The sequence below is a fragment of the Brevibacillus sp. SIMBA_040 genome (assembly GCF_046535075.1).
Classification (GTDB): Bacteria; Bacillota; Bacilli; order Brevibacillales; family Brevibacillaceae; genus Brevibacillus.
On the sequence record NZ_JAWRXI010000019.1, the window covers coordinates 93,359 to 116,007 of the forward strand.

Genomic DNA, 22,649 nt, shown 5'->3' on the forward strand with positions numbered 1-22,649 from the left:
CATCAAATTGCAATTGGGCAGGGGCAGTCCTGATACGGTAAAATAGATATCGGACACATGTGTAGGTTTGAATTGAAAAAGGAGTGATTCACTCATGAAACTGTTTTTGATGCTCGGGAGTATCAGCGGATTTCTCTCTGTTGCGCTTGGAGCATTCGGTGCCCATGCACTTAAAGAAAAGCTGGATGAGTATTCGCTTGGCATTTTCCATACAGGCGTTACTTATCAGACGACACACGCGCTGGCACTCGTGCTGGTTGCGCTTCTGCTCAAATGGTATCCGGATTCCTCTGGGCTTGTATGGGCTGGCTGGTGCTTTGTCGCAGGTACGCTCGTATTCTCCGGAAGCCTGTATACGCTGGCGATGACCGGAATCAAAGTCCTGGGAGCCATCACACCGATTGGCGGAGTGCTGTTTCTTGTTGGCTGGGCACTGCTCGCCATCCATGCCTGGAAAACAGTCTCTTAAATATGACATCATAGGCGAGCGCCCCAATCCCTGCTGGGAGCAGTAGATTCGGGCGTTTTTCTTTTGTGTAGAAGGGGTGTAGATCATGCAAAAAGCATTACCATTGCCAGCAATACCAGCCTGGAGCAAGGCGTACCTAAAGCGTTTAGGGGTAGAGCAAAGAGCCGCCGATCTCGAATTTCTAAATGAGCTATGCCGCTCTCATCTGCAAGCTTTTCCCTACGAAAACGTCAGCAAGCTGCTCTATTACCATACATACAAAAAAAGCATTGTTCCCGCTCCAACTGAATACGTGGAAAATGCAAGCCGTTACGATTACGGGGGTACCTGCTATGCCATTAATGCCAATTTTCTTGCTTTGTTGCGTGAGTTGGGCTATTCGGGATACCTCGTGTCTCTCGCAGATGATCATGCTGCGATCATCATCACGGGTCTTTTGGCAGATGGAGAGCCTCTCTATGTAGATGCAGGTGCCGCAGCCCCTTTTTTTCAACCTGTTCGCTTCCTCTCTGATCCCGACTACCTCTCTGCGTTTGGCAAGGAAGCAGTCCAGCTTGTTCCTGATCCGCTCTCTCCCTCCCGCTTTCGCTTCCATCGCATGCGCAGCCAAGAGCTGGTGAGCGACAGCTGGCACTTTTCCCATCTTGAACCGCGGGAATTAGGTGATTTTTCGGCAGCTATTGTGCGTTCCTTTGCGCCAGGAGCTACTTTTTTATCTATGCTGCGAATTCATATCTATCAATTGGATCGCCAGCGTGGCGTCTCACTCAAAAACAATTCGCTCTGGATCATGCAGGAAAACGGAGAGGATCAAAAATTTGTACTGCGGTCTATAAACGAGCTGGAAGCCGCGATCACAGAGGAGTTCCGACTGCCTCGTCTACCCATCCGTGAAGCCGTTACCATACTGAATGCGATGGGCGTAGACATATTCTCACAGGAAGACTGATTCGCTCATCCGCACCCTAGCAGAACGATTGCCATATACTACAGGGCTAGCACTTATCAAAAGGAGCGTAAGCCGATGACAAAGCCCTCCTACTTTTACGGCATGCCTGATGTATACATGCAAATGGGATATTATCCGTTCCCCACCCCGCCCCAGACAGAGCAACTGCCTAGGAGTGTCCACGTTCCTTATGCCATGTCGATGGCCTCCCAATCCAAATATTACATGGGGCAAACCGAGAAAATCGCAGCTACAGACAAGGACCAGGGCTTTGGAGCTTTGATCAACCCTTTGCGCTCCACCGCCCTCCTGTACGTCCAGCATTGGTCGATTACTAACAGCACGACCCAGCCTCTGGTCGCACATATATGGTTCGGAAAAGCAGAATCAATCATTGGTGGCAAGACCTCACGACAAGTGACATCTGGCTTTGTTCAGCTTCCTCCCTCTCCTGCTTCACAAGGTCAAATCCTCTACGGCTCAAACAGTGCAGACGTCACGCGAGACGGCATCGTGGCAAGTACACGAATCATTCCTCCTATGACTACGGCGGGTGGGAATTCAAACGGTCAGTGGATTATCGGACCCGGGATGGCGTTGATGATCCATGTGCCACAATCGGAAGAAGCTACAGCATTCTTTTTTTCGGTGGATTGGTGGGAACAATCTGTATACGGTTAACGAAAACCGCTTCAGTGAGCGGTTTTTTCTTTTGACTGCTTCTTGTTCGACTCTCATCTGTCCGAAGCTTTTTTATGTGCTTTTTACATACAATTCGCCACTTTTCCTGGAATTCAAAAGGAATTATGCTAGCGGATGAAGTAATTAAGTAGGAATATGCCCGAAGCATTGCTTCATAATAGTAATGGTAATGAAACCAGAATAGGGTGAGAGGTTGAACAGAAAAGTAGCTTTAATCACTGGTGGAGCCACGGGGATCGGTCATCGGATCGTCAAGGAAATGGCAAAGCACCAATTTGATCTCATCATTAACTATCGATCAAATGAACAGGAAGCAATAGCCCTAGCCGCCTTTGTAGAGGAGCACTATCAGGTCAAAACGCTCTGTGTCAAAGGCGACGTAGCAAACATAGACGATGTAAATGAAATAGTTAATCGATCCCTCGGAGCATTTGCCACTATCGATGTCTTGATCAATAATGCCGGACCATTTGTATTTGAGTATAAAAATCTCGTAGACTACGAACTCGATGAATGGAACTATATGGTAAATGGTAATCTGAGTGCTGTCTTTTACCTGGCGAAGCGCATTGTCCCGATCATGCGGGAAAACAAATGGGGACGAATTATTAATTTCGGGTATCATTTGGCAGAAACAGCTCCCGGCTGGACGCAGCGGGCAGCCTATGCCGCAGCAAAAACGGGTCTGGTCTCGCTAACCAAAAGCCTCGCGATTGAAGAAGCTCCCCATGGGATTACCGTCAATATGGTCAATCTCGGTGATATTGTCCATCCATGGAAGGAAGCGAGCATACAAGATGTCACAGGCTTGGACAGCAACAATACTCCGATCGGTCGACTAGGGACGGGCGAGGATATTGCGCGGGTGGTCGAGTTTCTCACACAAGAGCGGTCCGATTTCATCACAGGAGCGGTCATTCCTGTGACCGGCGGCAAAACAAGCTTTATTTAGCTGGAACATGATACGTTGAGAAAACGCAGGGACAATCTCCTGCGTTTTCTCTGTGACGGTTTAGGTTATAAACAATACAAAAAAGCGGAAACCTGAGACAGGCACTCCGCTTGCTATTTATTCATAGTCGTTAACAACACAAAAAAATGTTCGAAACCATGTTGAAAGCCCAACTTTCCTATGCTAAAATGGAAATTGGTCTTTTGGCGCATGGTTTGAAACACCACATTTTATCTCCAATATAATAGTACCACATCCAATGCTGGTTGTCAAACCAAACCCTTCGACCAAAAATGGGGAATGAAAAAGGAGCGGTTCCATGAACGCGGCTGACCAAGACAGGCTACATGAGCAACAGCGGGTTGAGCAAGTGATTTCAGAGATTCATAAGCGGATTGACGATCTAAAGGAGCATGTCAGCGAGGTAAGTGCTGATATCATCGGCATCCGCAAGCATTTTTGGGATGATGTCACCGTCAACTTCGAGGATGCTATTGAAGCGGTAGAAACCTACGCCAGCATCAAGCAACAAGCGGAAGTACTGTCTGAGCGAGAGCGTATTCACCGCCATGCCCAAAATCAGTTGCGAACCCTGAACAGATTGTTGCACTCTCCCTATTTTGGCAGGATTGATTTTCGGGAGGAATTCGAGCAAGAGACTCTGCCGATTTATTTGGGGATTGCCTCCTTGCTCGACGAAAACGACGAAAACTTTCTCGTGTATGATTGGCGCGCGCCGATTTCTAGCCTGTACTACGATTATTCGCCTGGTCCTGTCCAATATGAAACACCGAGCGGGACCGTCACAGGTGAAATGACCGGCAAGCGGCAGTACGTCATTCGGGATGGTCGTCTGCTGCATCTGTTTGATACGGGTGTAACGATCGGTGACGAGCTGTTACAGGAAGTGCTCGGCAAACAGGCGGATTCCCAAATGAAAAGCATCGTTGCTACAATCCAGCGCGATCAAAATCGTATTATTCGCAACGAGCGCAGTCGACTCGTCATCGTATCAGGGGCAGCGGGCAGCGGAAAAACATCAGCAGCTCTGCAGCGCATCGCCTACTTGCTGTACCGTTATCGCCAAACCCTGCGCGCCGAACAGATTGTCTTGTTCTCACCCAACTCGCTTTTCAACAGCTATGTGTCGACTGTTTTGCCAGAGCTGGGCGAGGAAAATATGCAGCAAACCACTTTTCAGGAGTATACGGAGCATCGTCTTGGGCACCAATTTCAACTGGAAAGTCCACTGACACAAATGGAATACGTACTGACCGCTATGCAGCTTCCCGGCTACACTGAGCGCCTGGAAGGAATTCAATTCAAATCCTCTGCCCTGTTTATGCAGGCCATTGATCAATATGCGTCACATCTAAAACAAGCAGGTATTCTTTTTTCGCCCATCACCTTTCGCGGCAAGGTCCTCATTAGCTCCGAGCATATTCATGACATCTTTTACTCGTATGATACCTCCCTGCCTATTCCCAATCGGATGAGCCTCGTCGCAAAGGCGCTCTATGGTGAGCTTAAGCAGCTGGAGATTCGCGAACGAACAAAGCCGTGGGTGGAAGATGAGATGGAGCTGCTCGATAAAGATGCCTACGCTGCCGTTTACCAGGAGCTCCGCAGGAAAAATCAGTTCCGTGAAGATTCGTTTGACGACTTTGACAAGGAGCAGGAATTGCTGGCCGCCAGGATCGTGAAAAAGCATTTTCAGCCGATTCGCGACTCCATTCGTGAGCTGCAATTCATCGACACTCCCGCCATCTACAGGCTGCTCTTTTCACAGCCTGCGCTTCTGGCGACATTATTGCCAACCGAAAAAGAGCTTCCCAGCCACTGGGCGACTATTTGCGAGCAAACACTGGAGAAATTGGCGACAGGCGAGCTTGCCTACGAGGATATCCCTCCCTATTTGTATTTGCAGGAGCGACTGGAGGGCTTTCAAACGAACAATCTCGTTCGCCATGTATTTATCGATGAGGCACAGGACTACTCGCCGTTCCAATTTGCTCTTATCCAGCGACTCTTTCCCCGCGCCAAAATGACGGTATTAGGTGACTGGAATCAGGCGATTTATGCACATGCCTATCAGAGTGACAGCTTTGACGCCGTAAGCTCGCTGTATGCTCCGACTGAAACGGAAACATTCGTCTTGACGAAAACGTATCGCTCGACACGACCCATCGTGGAGTTTACTCGCCAATTGATCGTTGGCGGCGAGCTGATCGAGACGTTCAATCGAGACGGGCGTAAACCAAGCATGACCCAAGCTGCTAATCCAGCAGAACTGAACGAATCGATCATTTCACGAATCAAGGAGCTGTCCGCAAACGGTCATCAAACCATAGCCGTTATTACCAAAACGGCAGAGGAAGCACAAGCTGCTTACGATGCCTTGCACCAGCAGCTACCTGTGCGTCTGATCGGAACCACGACGACCTCCTACGATGCGAGCACGTTAGTCATTCCTTCCTATTTGGCAAAAGGGGTGGAATTTGACGCCGTCATTATTTACAACGCGTCCAGCGCTTGCTACGGACAGGAAAGCGAGAGAAAGCTGTTTTATACGGCATGTACTCGCGCCATGCACGAGCTGCACCTTTACTATATAGGTGAAAAAAGCCCATTCCTCGCGGCTGTCACATCCTAGCCGCTATGCTGGACATCCTCTCTACACGAAAAAGACCTGGCTGACGACTCACACACGTTCAGCCAGGTCTCTTTTCTGTTCGTTTTAACCCCACACATACGGTGACGGCGAGCAGGATCAAATCAAATTCATAACCGCTTTTTTCCGGACCACCGAGAAAGCCATTCTTCCATTTTACCGTCACAATCGCGCCCGCCATAATAACGGCAAGCCCCCATGCCGCGTAGCTCGCCCCTACCCCCAGTATCAAGGCAAGTCCACCCATCAGCTCGATTGCAAGCACTGGATAAATAAGCCAACTGGGTAAGCCCAGCTCCACAAACATGGCCGTAACCGTATCCATCCCTCTTTGCAGCTTGGCGAATCCATGCATGAGAAAGATGATGCCGGTAACCATCCGTAATGCCACGAAAGCTTTTTCTTGGGCCATGCGATCCCCCCTCCTCATCACTACTTTATGCCGACAAGTGGACAATCAGTAGAGGCTCGTCATTATTATCAGAGGGGCCTAGACTCTTTTGCGGGAGATCAGCCTGAAGGTACCATTTTTACAACGGGGGCAGCCTCGCTTCTTTAATTCCTCGATCGTTTTGTACGCCCCCTTCATGCCTACTCGAATAGCTTCATCACAACGCTTGCACCGATAAGTACGGAGCGTCTGCTTTTCTTCGCCTGTATATAAGGCATCGTGAAAAGCCTGTGGAATACTTGCAGCAGTCATCTCGGTTGTCGTCAGCACAATCATCTGTCCGCGGTTCCCAATCATCTGCGCCCCTTCGTATTCATTGAAATGGCTGATGACCTCACGTACTGTCAAGCCAGCGCGAACGAATTCTCGCTGCATGGCCAGCGTAAAATCGGGAGACTTGTGTGCAAAGGAAAGATAAATGGACAAGCCCTTTTGCTTCTGCAAGCCGCTGATTCCTCGCGACAAAAAGAGTGACATCCCCGAGAGTGTATACGGCGGGTCTGTGAAAAAGCAATCGTACTTGCCGTGCAATCGCTTGGGGAGTGGCTGCCGCAAATCAGCCTGATGGCATGTAATCGGCAGCTTTTGCTCTGCTGCTATCGATTCAATATATCCTAAAAATCGCTGGTCAATATCAACCACATCGATTTTGGCTGCTTGCTTCTCGGCAGCTGGATACAATCGTTTGAGCAGCAAGCCGAGTGCTACGCTTACGAGATCATCATCGCCTACACATAATATTCGTTTCCCAAGCAGCGCCTGATCACGCAGGCATAAGAGAGCACGGCGCAAGCTCGTCTCCACTGTACTTTTGGACTGATCCAGCAGCACATCCACTTGTGGCCTTAAGGAGAATATCTCTTCCATACTTGTGCGTACCTCAGCGAGCTCTGTCCTCCATGCATCGTCCTCACTTATCAGCTTTTGAAACAAAGCATGGTCTAGTCCGCCATAGCCCAACGCTTGCTCCACATATTCACGTCCATTGGCGCTGCAACGAACACCGCTTCCTTGCTCCAAAGCCCCTGCCTTGATCAATTCTTTTTTGATCGCCGTAGCAACAGGGAGCGGCAGCAGTACTTTCCTTGCAAGCTCTTTTGTTGAGATATCTGGATTCAAATAGCACTGAATGAGAAAATGCTCAATCACACGTTGGCCTTCTTGAAGTTCTACACGTTTATATGTTTCTTCGATATATTTTTTCATAGTTATGGGTAACCCTCTTTCAAAAGGAATGATGCCCACCAGAACACAAAAAGGCAGAAAATGAACAAAGTTCACCTTCTGCCAAATGAGGAAACCGGGCTACGCCATGCTTTGGCCGAGCCTCAGTGATCCTACAAAAAAACCGTGCCTAAGAGCACGGTTCTGGTTGACATAGAGATAGGTAGATGACCGCTGTTCTTAACTAATCAGGTCTGGTCATTTTTCCGCATTACAAACAAACCACTACACTCATGGTTTTTCGCGAATAAATTGGACCAAGCCATATGAAATTCCTTAGTTAAGAACGACCACCGACAAAAAGACATCCCCTTTGAAAAAGTTACTTCTTAGTATAGTAAAGTTCAGGCAGCGAATCAAGGAAAAACCATATTTTAGCTTGCGGTTTCAACCACCACGCTGCTTCTTTGCTGCTTTTTTTCATGCAGTCTTTGTCCTAGCCTGTAAAAAATCAGACTTAGAAGAGCAAGCCCTGCCATGACCAGGAACATCGCGGGTCCCCCATACGCTGATAGGACCATCCCTCCTGCCCAAGGCCCGAGGAAGCTGCCTAGATTACTGATGCTTTGCGCTCCATAATACGTCCCTCTCATATTGGCTGGACTAATTTGGTCGATTTGGGCGTATTCGGCAGGAACAATCAATATTTCGCCCAAAGTGAATACGACCATTGCAGCGATGAACCAGCTCCACGATAACGAAGTGGCAAAGCCTACCTCACCAACAGCCATCAGGATCGCCCCTCCTGCAATACGCGAAAATAAGGAGAATCGCTCCACGAGTCGCGTCAAAGGAATCTGCAACAACAAGACCGTCATCCCGTTCACGCTCATCACGACACCAAACAGTGCTACGCCTTCTTCAATATTTTCACGCAAATACTGGGACAAGGTGACAGACATCTGCCCATGCACCGTCACTAAAAGAATTCCTCCGATAACAAAGGTAAGCAAAACGACATCCCTGCTCAGCACTTGCCACATCTTGCCCAGGCTCGGCTTCTCCGCTTCTCCTTCGCCCTGCTTTGCAGTCGTATCGACGATCGCGTACTTTTTGCACGCAATCGCGAGCAGTACAGCAAAGCAGACATACGAAATCGCCGTAAGCAAAAAGGCAATTCCGCTGCCCGCAATTCCTAAAAAGGCACCCAGCATTGGCCCAATCGCCACACCGAGGTTAATTGCCAAATACCGGTTGGAGAACACTCGAAATCGCTTGTCCTCAGGTGTTAAATCCCCCATCATTGCCTTGGAAATGGTGCCATAAAAGGATGCCGCGAGTCCTAGCGCCAAACTGATGAAAAGCAGCGCTAGCGGCTGGCTGAACACAATAAAGCAGGCAAACGCCACAGCCATCATCAGCATGGACAAAATCATCAGCTTGCGTCTGCCAAACAGGTCAGACAAAACCCCTCCAACAAAGCCGCCGAACGTCCCCGCCAGCGGTCCTGCGCCAACAATGACTCCAATATAAGCCGGAGAAAGTGTCGTCGTTTCGCTGAGATAGATCGCCAAAAACGGCAAGCTCATGCACTGTGTAAGCATGACAAATACGGTTCCGCCCATCAAAAGATGAACAACGGGATGATACGCCCCCCATGCTTGCTTTAGCTTGTTCATTGCTGTTTTCCCCCGCTTTCTAAAAAGGAGCGCAGCAGGACAGGCAGCCTTTCTACAAATTGCCCACGCAAGCTATAGTAAGCGATAGTGGAGCTGCCAGTGTAATGAGCACGGATCAAGCCAGCCCGACGCAGCGCCGTAACATGGTGGTGAACCGTACTTTTGGCGAGAGATACTTGCTGCTGCAGCTCTCCCAGCGTACATGTCCCGTCAGACAGACAGCGAAGAATCTGGAGTCTTTTTTCATCTGCCAGGCATTGCGTGATTGGCAACAGCTCCAGTAGCGGCTCGGGACGCAGCCTTTCCGCATCCCGCACAGGGTATAGACAGGTCGCGATTCCACGATGAAAATCAAGCACCGAGGTAGGTGCACAGTGATACTGGGGGATCAGCACAACCTCCTGCAGCTCGCTTATCGGCTCGATCCAGATACCATGCGTAACCTGATCGATGGTTTCGATCGCAGACAATGTTTTTGCCAGTTCCTCCGTTTGCCGAGCACTTTGCTCCAAACTTTCCAAAATGCGCGGCTCGACCTTGGAAAAGTAGTGCTCGTTCCAACGTTTCAGCAGAGAGAGGCTGTGGTCACGTATTTCACCCAGGTTGAGCGGTATCGTCTCCACCCATGGTGCGAGTCGTTCGTAAATTTCACCTGGCGGGATAAGCTCCAACCATTCCAGAAAATCAGCCACCGATGCTTTTCGTGGTGACTGTGCCACCAAAAGTACGAGTCGGTGTAGGACTTCCCAACGCTCATCAGCGAGCTCGGCAGCGAATGAATCAGGCAGCATTCGCGTCGTTTCTTCTTTCCAAGCGCTTCCTAGTTGCAGGTGCTTCCGTTCTTTTTCATAGATGTACACATACAGACTAATGATACATTCGTAAGCAGCAGACCATTCAACTTTAATAGAATATGAACTATGCATTCGATCACCATCGAATATTTATTTTTCTCAGTTTACCATCCTAAGGTTCACTTTGTATAGCCCTAAACTTGAAAAACTAGGAAAGATGGAAATGGCAAAAGAAAGCACCTCAATCGGGGCTTTCTTTTAATTCCCTGAAAACTAGCAAGGGCATGTACCCTTTTTTTCTTTTGTCCAGAACAAGTTTTTCTACTCCTCATAGTATGCAATAAGACAAGAAAAGGAGGAGAATCGATGAAGATACCAAAAAGTCTATGTAATCGCTTAGCTAAAATTTTGGGTGGGACAGGCATGTCAAACGATACTTGTTCAATAATGGTTAAGCGTAATCTCAATGCAAGAATCCTAGGTAAAAAATACGATACTGAACATGAGATTGTTATTCAGTCGTTGGATAGCCGAGGAAATACGTTAAACACGGCAGAAATTACGCTCTTGCAAAGGGATGTTCAAAAGTTCATTAACGCTGCCCGTCGACAAGGACTAAGAATCACTGCTCTTCACAATCACTGGCTTTTCGATAACCCACGTCTCATGTATTTGCATATCGAAACGGTGGAACCCCCCATTCAGTTTGCAAAGAAACTCCGACGTGCTCTTAATGTATTGAATTAAGGAGAATATCTCCTTCCTAGTGGCGTTTTGCTTCGTGCAAACGCCACTTTATATTTTCTAGATACTTTGGCACTTCACCCTCACATTTAAACTAATGTTACTTCCGTATAAACATTTTGTTTTTGCTCAAAGTAAATACATAAAGTGAGGTGATAACAATCAATCGTTTTTTAATCAAAGTAATAATTAATGGTGTTATAGTTGTTGGTTCCCTTTTAGCTTTTACTAACGCTACATGGCTGTCAGCCATAGTAACAGCGCTTGGATTAACAGTCATAGCCTATCTGATTGGAGATCAGTTAATCCTCCGTGCTACGAACAATGTAACTGCAACAATAGCAGATGCTGTAATTGCTGCCGTTTATTTATGGGCTGTAGCCAGTATGTTGAACTGGGATTTAAGTTTTGGAGAACTTTTCGTCACTGTTGTCCTACTAGGTGTTGCTGAGTTGTTCTACCATAGATATCTGGGAGTTAACGACACAGCTAATCCCGAGAAGTCATAGGGTTTCATTTTCTAAAAACGTTTGTTTCCTCACCCCCTCTAAGCCCACTTGCTTAGAGGGTTTTCTTCATTTCAACAATGCCCCTGCAATCATTCGATATCTCTTGTTTAAAAATACATTTTTAAAACTCCCACTCCATGTAAAGCTTTATCAATGGGTCACACGTAATGTTTTTATAGTAGTCCTATTACCACTATTCTACTGGTACATGCACCCTTTTTTACCTTTGTCCAGAACCTCTTATTCTCTTCTACATAAAATACATTAAAACAAGAAGAGGAGAATAAAACTTGAAGATACCGAAAAGTTTATGCGATCGTATAGCCAAAATTCTAGGTGGGACAGGCATGTCAAATGATACTTGTTCTATCACGGTTAAGCGTAATCTCAATGCAACAATCTTGGGTAAACCATATGATACTGAGCACGAAATTACCATTGAATCCCTTGATAAAGAAGGAAACACCTTGAATACGGGTGAATTTACACTCCTGCAATCCGAAGTCCAAAAGTTTATTGACGCTGTTCGTAAACAAGGTTTTATCGTTACTGCCCTGCACAATCACTGGCTCTTTGATAAGCCACGTCTCATGTATTTGCATCTTGAATCTGTAGAGCCACCCTTAGAGTTTGCAAAGAAACTACGGCGTGCTTTGGATGTACTGAAATAACCGATTGATTATAGAGGTGCTAAGCGTATTAAAGCCTTAGCGCCTCTTTCGTTGCCTCTAAACCACCACTTCGCTTGCTACCCATTTTGTTCTTTATCCACTAACGCACAAGCAGTTTAAAATCTGATCTCATAACATTAATTATTACGGCGAAAGGAGATGATGTATTTATGGATCCTATCGAGCATCACCGAGACAGAATGCGCCATCATTTAAGGCAAGCAGAACGCTTTCGCGCTTTAAGTACTGCACATAGGCACGACCGAATGATGCATCACACATTCGCTCAAAGGGAACATTTCCATCGTATGAGGGCACATCACCATAGAATGATGATGCATTCACTTCGTCGTTAATACCATCACAGGCTCCCTTTATTTGGGGGCTTTTTTAATGAACCCACATAGGATTAAAACTGCTTAGCGAAAAGGATGTGAGAAATTGACACGTTCAGCGAAAAGCGCCTTCAACAGCTCTATCAAAATTGATGTCCTGATCCCAGCTATTGAGAAAGACCTTGGCACTCTTCCCTATGTCATTGACAGCATCCATAAGCAAGTGAAGCATCCCGTCGGTAAGATCATGGTTATATCGCCACCAAGCAAGCGAATCCAGGCCCTTTGCCGGCGTAAAAACTGCATCTTCATCAATGAAAAACGCGTCCTACCGATTACAAAAAAAGACATTCACTACCAAACCAAACGCACCAATCGCTCAGGCTGGCTGCTCCAACAATTGTTGAAGCTGGCGGGAGGAAGCTTGACTAGACAAAGGTATTATCTTGTGATTGACGCCGACACCATTCTCATCCGCCCTCATGTCTTCCTCGTCAACGGGAAAACCGTTTTTTACTGCCGTAACTGGAGTCGTCCCGAGTATTTTCGCACCTATAAGAAATTACTAGGGACCAAGCCAACCGCCTCGCGCTCTTTCGTTGCCCACTATATGCTGTTCGACAAATCGAAGCTCTCCCGGCTGAAGTATAAAATTGAGGCCAGGCATAGGACTAGGTGGTACTGGGCGATTATCAAGAATACCAACAAACAGAGTTATGCCGGTTTCTCCGAGTTCGAAACTTACGGTAACTTCGTGAAAGCTCACTACCCCGGTCATCTGGTTATAAGAAGTTCCCTTAACAAAAGCTTCACTTCAAAACCAGCCTCACTTACTCGTAAACGAATCATCAGACTGGCCCAGAATTATAGGTCCATCTCCTTTCATAAACGCAGCTGGTATATCCGGAAGAAGGGCGTGAGAAAATGAAGAGCTGCTGGGCCCAAGTGCTAATCATTGGACTTTTGGGCCCAGTTCATTTTTAAGATGCTTTTTTACTGTTAACTTCCGTAGAAGTATCACCTAAGGGGATTTTCCTTGTAGCAATTGCATCTGTATTTGGCACCGCTCATAATCGAATAACAGTGACCAGCTCGGACACAATTTTTATTTAGGTGAAACCGTACCCTTGTAATTTGCAAGGGTACTTTTTCCTTTACACATTGTGATAAATAAACCCAGCATATTTTTCCAAACCAACTTAAGACAACATTATTGATTAAAGCGCGTCAAACAAATAACAACTTAGTCGAGGTGAATAACTTTGTGGATGAAGCTAACTGCTGTCGCCTTGAACATCCTTTTTGGGATCGCAGGAGTCTATGTTTTAATATTTGTGATAATGAATGGTGGTGCACTTGATGGTAGTCAGTCTCCAAGTACTAGTCCCTTAGGATATTTGGTTATCCTGATGTACTTATTCATTTGTTTGGGAACCAATTTTCTTTTTGCCCGAAAGTCCTCAAGTATCTGGAGGTATTGCCTAACAAGTGTTGCAGTATGGCTCGTTTCTTTTTTCTTTACCATTCTTTTATAGGGCCTGCTTGTTTAACATAAGGATTGATTGTATACTCAGTCATTCTAAATAAATAACATAGACTGTTTCATCCCAATGAAACCTTGTTCTGGTACGGATGTGTAACATTCCCTCTTTTAGTGGCTGCCTATGTTTTTTATAAGAAGAGGTTTTCAACAAAATAACTAATTTGTGAAATTGCGTATGCTTTGCTACCATGCATTTATTTTTTGAAGTTGTTCATAATAAAGCTCGGAGGTGATATTAAGTGCCGAATGTATTAGAGGCTCTATCAACTACAATGAATGCATTAATGGAAAAAGATCCTGATCAACCTCTACATATTGGTGAAGCTATGGCTTGTTGGGTTTATCTAGGATCTCTTAAAGAATCAGTAGTTATGGAACAAGCTGCATTGAACACGACCGTAGACGAGGAATTACGACACATCTTACACAAGGCAATTGACATGTGTAACAGTCAATCTAAGCGCCTTGAAGATTTCATGAGAAATGAAGGTGTACCGTTGCCTCCATCTTCACCGAATAGGCCTGAATCTGATCCAGCCTCCATCCCTTTAGGTGTAAAATCAACTGATGCAGAAATCGCAAATGCGGCAGCCCTAAAGGTTTCCACTGCTGTTATCGCGTCTGCGACCTCAGCTGCTCAAGCAGTTCGAAATGACGTTGGATTAATGTGGACAGAATTCCAGGCAGAACAATTAACTTTTGGCGTCACTCTCAAGAACGTTATGCGCAATAGAGGATGGTTGATTCCCCCCCCTCCTTTTACTCCACCAGGAGTGCCAACCACTTAATAAAGTCGTTTCAAGATCCGGCTCGTTTAACATGAGTCGGTTTTTTATTTTCTCTTAACTGGATACACAAAGTGTTACATACTGACAATTTCGGGTATCATTTAGTCATCTCAGAAAAATACACCTGCCCCTGCTGCGGGTATAAATCATTAGATGAAGAACCCCCAGGTACATATAATATTTTCCTCCTTACGTTATGTAGTAATCACAATAATTCCCTCCCCTTACAAAACGTCGTAATAACCTTCATCAATTTGTGACAGGTGCTGGCAATAAAAAAAGCCTGCCGACGAATCGACAGGCTCTCTTACTCTATATCCCAATGAAACTACGCCTCTTCCGTCAGACGCAGGAACTCTTCAATATCTGCTACAGCCAGATCAACCGCTGCTTGCCAGAAATCGACAGAGGTCATGTCTTCGCCCAGATGCTTTTTCGCCAAATCCTCGACCATCAAGCGTCCGGTGTCTTGCAGAAGCGCATCGTACTTCGCAGCGAAGCTCTCGCCTTCTGCCAGTGCCCGTGCATAAACGCTCATGCTGAACAGGTAGCCGAACGTGTAGGGGAAGTTGTAAAACGGATAGCTTGTAATGTAGAAGTGCAGCTTGGAAGCCCAGAAGTGTGGCTCATATTCCGACAACGCACCCTTGTATGCACTCTCTTGCGCTTCGAGCATGAGTCGATCCAGCTCTGCTGCACTGACGAGACCATTTTTACGCTGCTCGTAGAAGCTTTTCTCAAACAGGAAGCGAGCATGGATGTTCATGAAAAAGGCCACTACGGATTGCAGCTTGTCTTCCAGCAAAACGAGTCGCTCATCGTCATTGGCTGCATTTTTCACCGCGGCGTCAGCCAGGATCATTTCAGCAAAGGTAGACGCTGTCTCCGCTACGTTCATCGCATAGTTTTGTGCGAGTGGCGGCAGATCCCACATCACTTGCTGATGGTAAGCATGCCCCAGCTCATGAGCCAATGTCGATACATTGCTCGCATTGCCAGCGTAAGTCATGAACACGCGGGACTGCTTGCTCACCGGGAAGCTCGTGCAGAAGCCACCTGGGCGTTTGCCAGGACGATCCTCTGCCTCAATCCATGCTTCATCAAAGGCTTGCTGAGCAAACGATGCCATATTCGGATTGAAACGGTCGAAATGCTGAACAATTAATTCTGCTGCTTCATCGTAGGAAACTTTTTTGTGTGTTTTTCCGACTGGAGCCGAAACGTCGTACCAGCTCAGCTTTTCAATACCGAGCAGTTTCGCCTTGCGCTCCAGGTAAGCAACCAAACGATCCTTGCGATTATCGATCGCCTGCCACATCGCATCCAGTGTTTTTTCCTGCATCCGTCCGATATCAAGCGGCTCACGAAGTACGGAGTCCCAACCGCGATGACGATACAAGGACAGACGGAATCCGCCCAGATGGTTGAGAGCTTGTGCACATAGCTCGGTTTCCTTACCCCACGCTTCTTGCCATTTTGCAAAAACTTGCGCACGAACAGTGCGATCAGGATGACTCATCAGGTTAGCAGCTTGCCCCACTGACAACTGCTTCAGTTCACCATCTTGCTCGATCTCGATCGTCATGCGTCCTACAACAGCATTGTACAAGTCCTGCCAAGCGTGGTAGCCGTCCACTGCCAGGTCATTCGCCAGAACTTCCTGCTCAGGAGGCAATTTTTCCTGGGCACGGCGACGTCTTTCTTCCAGCACAAACGCGATTGGCTGCAGGTCTTCCTCTGCGAGCAGCGCTTTCCAAGCTGACTCCTCGATGCTTACCAGACGCTCTTCCCATCCTGTCAAAGCCGCTCCAAAACTAGCAGAGATCGTCTTTACACGTCCACCGAGCAGCTTTGCTTGCTCGTCTTTGACATTTTGTGCGGTCAGGCAAGAGATATATGCCCCCGCTTGTCGCACGCGCACAGCGATGCTTTGGACTTCATCAACGACTTCCATAAACGTATTTTTTTCGTTCCACGCCAGATCGGATTGGTCGACCCGTCCCTTCAGGCTTGCAATATCCGTTTCCAGCTGCCCAAGAAACGAACGAAATGGTTCTGACTCGCTTCCACCTGGAAAAAGGACATCCAAATCCCAGCGTTGTGGCAATGTTTTTCCCATATGTATCCCTCCTAAACATCTCAATGGCTCAAAACCAAATAAAACTCTAACGATCAATTAATTTCTATAATAATCCCTTGATTCCTTCCCCGTATCAGCTGTTTCCTTCCGTAGAAAAAAAGACTGCGCAGTACACAGTCTTTTTCACTACTTTCCTGGCAATGAATAGGTTTCCCCTTGGCGCTCCACTACAATCCGGTCTCTTTCTTCGCCTGCCGCAGCCAAAAGACGCTCGATCGGCTCGTCGACAGGCTCACGGGAGAGGACGAATGTATTCCAGTGAATCGGCACCAACCATTGCCCACCGCTTTGTTTAAACATTTGCCACGCTTGCTCCGGTGTGCAGTGTGCTTGCTGATAGGAATCTGGCTTATACGCACCAATCGGCATAAAGACAAGATCAATTTTACCGAACTGCTGCGGATAGTGCTCCATAGAAATGTACGCTGTATCTCCGGGATACAAAATGCGCACGCCGTTTTTTTCGATGACGTATCCATTGTACCCGTAATCGTGATTCCACGGAAAACGATTACCCCAATGACGCACTGGTATTGCCGTAATGGTTACGCCTTCTTTTGTGGTTGCCTTATGCCCTGGCTGTATTTCTTCGTACGACCCAAACGGCATTTTGGCGATCAGTCTACTTGTATTTTGCGCCGTAATGACATGGGTAGAGCGACGAGCCAGCTTGCGAAGACTCGGCAAATCTACGTGATCCATATGCGCATGAGACAAGAGAATCAAATCAATTTCACCTAATTCATCAAAGGTGAGGGCTGGAGGAGTAAAACGTGTAGGGCCAAAATGAAGCACCCCGGCAACACGCAGTCCCAGCTTTTCTCCGATGACCGGATCAGTGAGAATCTTCGTACCGAATAGATTGAATAAAATAGTCGAGTGGCCCACCCATGTGAAGGTTACTTCATCATCACGCCAATCCGCTGGTTTCGGCTTGGCATCCAAATGCCGATACGATGGTTTGGGAAGCTGGCCCATGTGGTACCAATAGCGATAACCCACATATCCAATCAACGCCAAAATCAGCACTGCAAGGAGGGAACCAGCCCAGAGAAAAAAGGTGCCAAGCATGGAATACCTCCTTTTATCTAAAACTGACTCCCTCATTATAGCAAACAGCATCGTTGATCTAGCAAGGGTAAAAGCTGAGCAAACTGTTGAAATTGCAAAGAATTCCCGAGTGCAAGAAAGCCAAGCAAAAAGCACCTGATTATCCATCACATGTACGGATATCAGATGCTTTGCTTTGTTTTTATGATATACTGCTAACTGCGATCATCATTATTACGTACGGCCACATATGCCACAATCAAGGAGGTTCTCATGATTCTGCACAAGGGTGAGGTACTGTTTCGCCAAGGAGAATCAGGGCCGCTTTTTCATCTCAAGAGTGGTCTATTGAAAATCAATCGGGTGCACGCTGACGGAACATTGACCTTGGTGAATGTCATCATCCCCGACGAAATTATCCCTCATCACTCGCTGCTTAGTCCGAATCCATATTACGGGACAGCAGTAGCTCTTGTCACCTGTGAGGTAGAGGTTCTGTCCGCTTCGGATTGGTACCGCGAGCTGGAGCATAACCACACCAAATGTAGAGAAATCGCTTTACAGCTGCAAGGCAAGCTCCGCATGATGCAGCAGCGTATTGACCAGTTGTCAGAGGTATCGCCAGCTGAAAAACTGAACAAGCTTCAACGCTGGTTTCAGTCGTTTGTTCCTGTTGCCTCCCTTTCAGAGGTGCTAACCCAAGACGAGATCGGTCAGTTCATCGGCCTGCGCCGTGAGACAGTCAACCGACTTTTGCGTGCTCAGGCTCAAGCAGAGAAAAAATAGCCGAGCAATTTCCTAAATGTTTCGTGGTTTATTCCAGGCTTCCAGCAGGACCGAAAAACTCATAGTGAATATCTGCTGCTGGAACTCCCCATTCTTTTAGCGCCCGATTCATCGCTTTCATGAAAGGGACGGGACCGCAGAAATAGAAGCTCGATTCTTTTTGCGAAACCACGCTCTGCAGCCAAGGCAGGTCCACATACCCCTCTTTATGGAAGACGTTTACCTCGCGATCCCGATCGGTCGGTTTCTCATAGCACCAGTAATACTTGAGCTGCGAATGCCTCATGGCCAGCTCCTCCACAGCACCTTTCATGGCATGCAGATTGCCATTTTGCGCAGCGTGAATGAAGGTTACCGGACGCTCTGGGTTCTTTTTCAGCGATTCTGTAAGCATACTGATCATTGGTGTCAAACCGACGCCACCGCTCATCAGAACGAGTGGTCGCTTATCTTCCTGATCGAGTGTGAAGTCCCCTGCCGGAGCGGACAAGAGCAAGACATCCCCTTCGCCTATTTTCTCCGCCAAATAGACGGATACTTTTCCTGCCGGTTTGTCCCCCAGCGCGTCTTCTCGCTTAACCGAGATACGATAATACGCATTTCCCGGAGCATCCGAGAGAGAGTATTGACGGATATGCGTATTTTTCTCTCCAGGTATCTCTACCTTGACACTTACATACTGCCCTGGCTCATAAGCGGAAATCTGCTTGCCGTCTTTTGGCACCAGATAAAACGAATTAATGACGTCACTTTCTGCGACCTTGCGCTGTACGACGAACTCCCGGAAATCTGCCCATCCACCTGGCTGTTCACAAGCCTGTTCATACATCTCAGCCTCTACACTGATAAACGCATCAGCAATAACTCCGTACGCATCAGCCCACGCCTGAATGATTTCATCCGTTGCAGCGTCTCCCAGCACATCCTTGATGGCAGCGAGCAAGTTCTCTCCCACGATCGGATAGTGCTCTGGCAGAATACCGAGGCTGCGATGCTTATGAGCAATTTGTTTCACTACTGGTAAGATTGCTTCCAAATTATCTATGTGCAAAGCTGCTGCATAAACCGCATTTGCCAGTGCGGTTTGCTGTCTGCCCTGTTTTTGATTAGCATGATTAAAAATGTTCAACAGTTCTGGATGCTTCCCGAACAACATTTCATAAAATCGTTTTGTTATCGCTGTCCCGTGCACTTCTAAAACGGGTACAGTAGATTTAATCACATCAATGGTTTGTTGGCTTAGCATTGGGACCCTCCTTGATTTCATCGTGTCATCTTTATGTCACAAGTTTATAGGAAGGTCCTTCTTGCTCATGTGATTCTAATCACAGGAAAACGAAACGATTTGTGACGATAAGCTTTACTTCACTGCCCCGTGGCTTTTGTAAAGCTTGCGAATGTACACGATTTGCCCGATATGAAAAGCGTTATGTGTCGATACGTTGCCGAGTACCGCCCACCATGACACAGGTTCCCCGAATCCATGTACGTTACTTGCCACCTTTTCCTCCGATAACAGGGGCTGCCACTTTAGCAGTACTTCTAGCAGCTTTTCTTTTAATATCGCAAAGGTATGATTTTCGGGAATGAAAAAGCTCTTGTTGTTATCTCCGATGGATGGCACTGCCTGAACATCGTTTTCTATGTATCTGGTTTGCCACGTCTCATTCCAATAGATGAGATGCTGTGTAAGCTCTGCAATACTGTTGCTATCCTCGCTTGGCCTCCAAAATGCTGCTTCCTCAGAAACATCCTTCACGGAGTCAGAAAAAGGAAGATACCAGCTCGGATCGTTCGCGTTGGCTAACATTTGATCGGCTACTACGTCTTTTGCATGAGCCATGTTTATCGCCACACTCCTTGCGCATCTGCGCCGTTTTATAGATTGAATCTTCCCATAATAATGGCGTTGTAGTAGTTGCCATCAGCAAGGATTCGGTCGTTTTTTAAAATGCCTTCGATTTCAAAGCCGAGTCTTTTATACAAGTCGATGGCTTTCTCATTGGTCTCGACCACACTCAACGTCATTTTTTTGATCCCAGCTGCGTCTGCCCATTTTATCGATTGCTTTAATAAATTTTTTCCGATCCCGTATCCCCAGAACTCCTTCAATACACATACGCCGAACTCTACCTTGTGCGCGAATCTCTTTAAATTAACGCCTTCGCATCTGGAAAAACCAACGATTCGATTATGGACGACAGCAACGAGAAACAGGTTCCTTGGACTTTCTGTATCCGTCATAATGATCCGCTCGAATCCAGGTACATCGATGAACGCCTCTCCTGGTTCCCTGTCCATGTTCTCCGTTTCGCCATCGATTTGCACGCGTAATGCAGACAATTCCTGGGCATCTGCTATGCTCGCAGAGCGAATCGTATAAAGCAGCTCATTTACTTCAAATTCTTGGTTGTCTACGACCATGACGTCCCCCTTCCTGCTAGATCACTGCATAAAAGACAAATCTGATATTATTCGCTCATCTTGGCCTGTATGAACGAGATAATCGCTTCGATATCGTTGATGTCAAAATGGGGCAACTCTGTTTGCTCTATTGCGCCCCAGCTCACGATACCGCACACGTGGGTAACGAGTTGGAGCAGCTCCTGATCCTCTGGTTTGCGTAATACGACGAGCTTGGGATAGCTCTCTCTCTTGAAGCCCTCCACGAGAATCAGATCAGCCCCGGCCTGTGTCAGCCGCTCGACGAGAACGGAAAGCTGCATCGGCCGCTGCTCCATAATCGCCGTCTTTGTTTTCGAGGTAATCGCAACGAGTGAAGCCCCTGCTTCCCGATAGCGCCACGTATCTTTTCCAGGCTGGTCCCACTCAAAATCATGCCCGCCATCATGCTTGATCACACCTACTCGTATGCCTGATCGCTCCAATAGCGGAATCAGCTTGGTCAAAAGCGTCGTTTTCCCACTATTGGAGTAGCCCACCAGCTGTATGACACAAGGTTTTACTGCCATAACCTACCCCTCATTTCTCCAGCTCGGCGTGGCGTGAGAAAGCACACTGACCAGCTCCCCTGCCTGTTGCCCGCTGCCGCCAGCCGGAATCACAATGAAGCACTCACTGTCCTTCAATGTCCCTAGATTGCCTGCCTTTTCGTTGAAATCAGGACACGCAAAAAGCTCGCCCTCTCGCTCCAGCAGTCTTCCCCGCAAGTAGCGCGGATACGGACATGGCTTCGTATAAGGTACATCGAGCTTCGCTTTGATCAGGCAAAGTCCCACCTGCTTTATGCCAGATAATTGCTGAATAGCAAGGCGAACAAATAGCTCGTAACCGAGAAAGCACGCTCCCGGATTTCCTGAAAGTGCGATGTAAGGCTTCCCATGCAGTACCATCCCCGTAGTCGGCTTGCCCGGACGCATCGCAACCTTGTTAAACAGTAGATCGACCTCTGGTTCGTCCACAAGCGAAGCGATCACATCAAAATCACCCACCGATACTCCTCCGCTGGAAACGAGCAGATCGACCTCCTGTAAGTGCTCGCCGATCAGTTTTTTGGCCTTTGCCAGCTCATCAGGCAAATCAGGAAGCAGCACCGGAATGCCTCCCGCCTCCTTAATCAGAGCAGCTAGCATCCACGAGTTACTGTTACGGATTTTTCCTGCCACAAGTGGCTGATCAATCTTGAGCAGTTCACTGCCTGTAGAAAAAAGGCCAACACGGGGCTGTCGGATCACGGAAAGACGCGTATAGCCAAACGTTGCCAGAATAGCAAGGGTCCCTGCATTGATCTTCTCGCCTGCCTCCGCTATCACCGTACCACTCGCGATTTCTTCGCCGCGCTTGGAAACATTTTCTCCAGGCTTCAGCACCCGCTTGACGCCTACCATCGCTGCATGCTCAGCCGGGTTTTCCGTTTGCTCGAACATAATGACAGCATCGGCCCCAGCTGGCATCATGGCCCCGGTCATGATCCTCGTCGCACAGCCTTCTGTAACCTCCAACTGCGGAACCTGCCCCGCTGCAACCGTCTCCAGAACATGAAAATAAACAGGCTGCTGGGCGGAGGCACTGATGGTATCGGCAGCCCTCACGGCAAATCCATCAAGCGGTGAGCGGTCAAAGTGCGGCAGCTCGTATGTGGCATAAACATCTGAAGCCAGTATTCGTCCGTATGCCTCCTCGATTTGAACCGTCTCTTCCCCAAGCTGAGACAGACTCTTGATCAGTCTGTCCACCGCTTCCTCTACCGTGACCATTTGTCGTGAAAAACGCATTTTCAGTACCTCCCCGG

The 22,649-nt window shown here is 47.5% G+C and carries 23 protein-coding genes; 12 read left to right on the plus strand and 11 right to left on the minus strand.

The features are described 5' to 3' along the window. Positions 1-94: 94 nt before the first annotated feature. The 5 genes from SB752_RS25755 to helD all read left to right on the plus strand — a co-directional run bounded on the left by SB752_RS25755 (position 95) and on the right by helD (position 5,725). A complete protein-coding gene (locus SB752_RS25755; protein ID WP_410718337.1) occupies positions 95-469 on the plus strand; it encodes a DUF423 domain-containing protein in 375 nt (124 codons plus the stop codon). Between the two features lie 85 nt (positions 470-554). Further along, entirely contained in the window at positions 555-1,418 is an 864-nt protein-coding gene (locus SB752_RS25760) for an arylamine N-acetyltransferase (RefSeq protein WP_410718338.1), read from the plus strand. A gap of 75 nt (positions 1,419-1,493) precedes the next feature. Next, positions 1,494-2,099 carry a DUF6143 family protein gene (locus SB752_RS25765; protein WP_410718339.1) on the plus strand — a complete coding sequence of 202 codons (606 nt, stop codon included), beginning with the start codon at positions 1,494-1,496 and terminating at the stop codon, positions 2,097-2,099. Positions 2,100-2,313: 214 nt separating this feature from the next. Continuing rightward, positions 2,314-3,072: an SDR family oxidoreductase gene (locus tag SB752_RS25770; protein ID WP_410718340.1), complete on the plus strand. Its 759-nt coding sequence runs from the start codon at positions 2,314-2,316 to the stop codon at positions 3,070-3,072. A gap of 319 nt (positions 3,073-3,391) precedes the next feature. Further along, the gene (helD, locus tag SB752_RS25775; protein WP_410718341.1) at positions 3,392-5,725 is read left to right on the plus strand and encodes an RNA polymerase recycling motor HelD; all 2,334 of its coding nucleotides are present in this window, start codon (positions 3,392-3,394) and stop codon (positions 5,723-5,725) included. Between the two features lie 58 nt (positions 5,726-5,783). On the opposite strand, the gene SB752_RS25780 is transcribed toward helD, so the two are convergent. The 4 genes from SB752_RS25780 to SB752_RS25795 form a co-directional block, all read right to left on the minus strand. Then, positions 5,784-6,155, minus strand: a complete 372-nt coding sequence (locus tag SB752_RS25780; RefSeq protein WP_410718342.1) for a DoxX family protein — start codon at positions 6,153-6,155, stop codon at positions 5,784-5,786. A gap of 78 nt (positions 6,156-6,233) precedes the next feature. Beyond that, entirely contained in the window at positions 6,234-7,400 is a 1,167-nt protein-coding gene (locus tag SB752_RS25785) for a bis-aminopropyl spermidine synthase family protein (protein ID WP_410718343.1), read from the minus strand. Between the two features lie 392 nt (positions 7,401-7,792). Beyond that, positions 7,793-9,037, minus strand: a complete 1,245-nt coding sequence (locus SB752_RS25790; RefSeq protein ID WP_410718344.1) for an MDR family MFS transporter — start codon at positions 9,035-9,037, stop codon at positions 7,793-7,795. After that, entirely contained in the window at positions 9,034-9,963 is a 930-nt protein-coding gene (locus tag SB752_RS25795; RefSeq protein ID WP_410718345.1) for an ArsR/SmtB family transcription factor, read from the minus strand. Before SB752_RS25795 ends, SB752_RS25790 begins: the two co-directional genes overlap by 4 nt. Positions 9,964-10,197: 234 nt before the next feature. Here SB752_RS25795 and SB752_RS25800 point away from each other — a divergent pair, with 234 nt between their 5' ends. The 6 genes from SB752_RS25800 to SB752_RS33535 all read left to right on the plus strand — a co-directional run bounded on the left by SB752_RS25800 (position 10,198) and on the right by SB752_RS33535 (position 14,681). Then, a complete protein-coding gene (locus SB752_RS25800) occupies positions 10,198-10,578 on the plus strand; it encodes a DUF1259 domain-containing protein (protein ID WP_410718346.1) in 381 nt (126 codons plus the stop codon). Positions 10,579-10,727: 149 nt separating this feature from the next. Continuing rightward, positions 10,728-11,084, plus strand: coding sequence for a DUF2512 family protein (locus SB752_RS25805; RefSeq protein ID WP_410718347.1), 357 nt, complete (start codon positions 10,728-10,730; stop codon positions 11,082-11,084). A 290-nt stretch (positions 11,085-11,374) separates the two neighbouring features. Further along, complete coding sequence (locus SB752_RS25810) at positions 11,375-11,755, plus strand: DUF1259 domain-containing protein (protein WP_410718348.1); 381 nt, start codon at positions 11,375-11,377, stop codon at positions 11,753-11,755. 441 nt (positions 11,756-12,196) lie between these two features. Then, positions 12,197-13,018 carry a DUF6492 family protein gene (locus tag SB752_RS25815; RefSeq protein WP_410718349.1) on the plus strand — a complete coding sequence of 274 codons (822 nt, stop codon included), beginning with the start codon at positions 12,197-12,199 and terminating at the stop codon, positions 13,016-13,018. 854 nt (positions 13,019-13,872) lie between these two features. Next, entirely contained in the window at positions 13,873-14,421 is a 549-nt protein-coding gene (locus tag SB752_RS25820; protein WP_410718350.1) for a DUF3231 family protein, read from the plus strand. 71 nt (positions 14,422-14,492) lie between these two features. Continuing rightward, a complete protein-coding gene (locus SB752_RS33535; protein WP_486304121.1) occupies positions 14,493-14,681 on the plus strand; it encodes a CPCC family cysteine-rich protein in 189 nt (62 codons plus the stop codon). A gap of 68 nt (positions 14,682-14,749) precedes the next feature. On the opposite strand, the gene SB752_RS25825 is transcribed toward SB752_RS33535, so the two are convergent. Together SB752_RS25825 and SB752_RS25830 are read right to left on the minus strand one after the other, a co-directional pair. Beyond that, a complete protein-coding gene (locus SB752_RS25825) occupies positions 14,750-16,540 on the minus strand; it encodes a M3 family oligoendopeptidase (protein ID WP_410718351.1) in 1,791 nt (596 codons plus the stop codon). A 147-nt stretch (positions 16,541-16,687) separates the two neighbouring features. After that, on the minus strand, positions 16,688-17,632 hold the full coding sequence (locus tag SB752_RS25830) for an MBL fold metallo-hydrolase (protein ID WP_410718352.1): 945 nt from the start codon (positions 17,630-17,632) through the stop codon (positions 16,688-16,690). Positions 17,633-17,884: 252 nt separating this feature from the next. Between SB752_RS25830 and SB752_RS25835 the strand changes: the two genes are divergently transcribed. Continuing rightward, a complete protein-coding gene (locus tag SB752_RS25835) occupies positions 17,885-18,397 on the plus strand; it encodes a Crp/Fnr family transcriptional regulator (RefSeq protein WP_410718353.1) in 513 nt (170 codons plus the stop codon). 28 nt (positions 18,398-18,425) lie between these two features. Here the strand turns inward: SB752_RS25835 and hmpA are convergent, their stop codons facing one another. From hmpA to SB752_RS25860, 5 genes are all read right to left on the minus strand, one after another. Then, positions 18,426-19,643 carry an NO-inducible flavohemoprotein gene (hmpA, locus tag SB752_RS25840; RefSeq protein WP_410718354.1) on the minus strand — a complete coding sequence of 406 codons (1,218 nt, stop codon included), beginning with the start codon at positions 19,641-19,643 and terminating at the stop codon, positions 18,426-18,428. Positions 19,644-19,757: 114 nt separating this feature from the next. Then, positions 19,758-20,240 (minus strand): DinB family protein, encoded by a 483-nt coding sequence (locus SB752_RS25845; RefSeq protein ID WP_410718355.1) that lies wholly within the window; start codon positions 20,238-20,240, stop codon positions 19,758-19,760. A gap of 35 nt (positions 20,241-20,275) precedes the next feature. Further along, a complete protein-coding gene (locus tag SB752_RS25850; RefSeq protein ID WP_410718356.1) occupies positions 20,276-20,821 on the minus strand; it encodes a GNAT family N-acetyltransferase in 546 nt (181 codons plus the stop codon). Positions 20,822-20,868: 47 nt separating this feature from the next. After that, positions 20,869-21,369 (minus strand): molybdopterin-guanine dinucleotide biosynthesis protein B, encoded by a 501-nt coding sequence (gene mobB / locus SB752_RS25855; protein WP_410718357.1) that lies wholly within the window; start codon positions 21,367-21,369, stop codon positions 20,869-20,871. A gap of 3 nt (positions 21,370-21,372) precedes the next feature. After that, positions 21,373-22,632, minus strand: coding sequence for a molybdopterin molybdotransferase MoeA (locus tag SB752_RS25860; protein WP_410718358.1), 1,260 nt, complete (start codon positions 22,630-22,632; stop codon positions 21,373-21,375). Positions 22,633-22,649: the final 17 nt, after the last annotated feature.

Coding starts and splice junctions, on each gene's coding strand:
- SB752_RS25755 (WP_410718337.1), top strand. CDS start 95: ATGAAACTGTTTTTGATGCTCGGGAGTATCAGCGGATTTCTCTCTGTT.
- SB752_RS25760 (WP_410718338.1), top strand. CDS start 555: ATGCAAAAAGCATTACCATTGCCAGCAATACCAGCCTGGAGCAAGGCG.
- SB752_RS25765 (WP_410718339.1), top strand. CDS start 1,494: ATGACAAAGCCCTCCTACTTTTACGGCATGCCTGATGTATACATGCAA.
- helD (WP_410718341.1), top strand. CDS start 3,392: ATGAACGCGGCTGACCAAGACAGGCTACATGAGCAACAGCGGGTTGAG.
- SB752_RS25780 (WP_410718342.1), bottom strand. CDS start 6,155: ATGGCCCAAGAAAAAGCTTTCGTGGCATTACGGATGGTTACCGGCATC.
- SB752_RS25785 (WP_410718343.1), bottom strand. CDS start 7,400: ATGAAAAAATATATCGAAGAAACATATAAACGTGTAGAACTTCAAGAA.
- SB752_RS25790 (WP_410718344.1), bottom strand. CDS start 9,037: ATGAACAAGCTAAAGCAAGCATGGGGGGCGTATCATCCCGTTGTTCAT.
- SB752_RS25795 (WP_410718345.1), bottom strand. CDS start 9,963: ATGCATAGTTCATATTCTATTAAAGTTGAATGGTCTGCTGCTTACGAA.
- SB752_RS25800 (WP_410718346.1), top strand. CDS start 10,198: ATGAAGATACCAAAAAGTCTATGTAATCGCTTAGCTAAAATTTTGGGT.
- SB752_RS25825 (WP_410718351.1), bottom strand. CDS start 16,540: ATGGGAAAAACATTGCCACAACGCTGGGATTTGGATGTCCTTTTTCCA.
- SB752_RS25830 (WP_410718352.1), bottom strand. CDS start 17,632: ATGCTTGGCACCTTTTTTCTCTGGGCTGGTTCCCTCCTTGCAGTGCTG.
- SB752_RS25835 (WP_410718353.1), top strand. CDS start 17,885: ATGATTCTGCACAAGGGTGAGGTACTGTTTCGCCAAGGAGAATCAGGG.
- hmpA (WP_410718354.1), bottom strand. CDS start 19,643: ATGCTAAGCCAACAAACCATTGATGTGATTAAATCTACTGTACCCGTT.
- SB752_RS25845 (WP_410718355.1), bottom strand. CDS start 20,240: ATGGCTCATGCAAAAGACGTAGTAGCCGATCAAATGTTAGCCAACGCG.
- SB752_RS25850 (WP_410718356.1), bottom strand. CDS start 20,821: ATGGTCGTAGACAACCAAGAATTTGAAGTAAATGAGCTGCTTTATACG.
- mobB (WP_410718357.1), bottom strand. CDS start 21,369: ATGGCAGTAAAACCTTGTGTCATACAGCTGGTGGGCTACTCCAATAGT.
- SB752_RS25860 (WP_410718358.1), bottom strand. CDS start 22,632: ATGCGTTTTTCACGACAAATGGTCACGGTAGAGGAAGCGGTGGACAGA.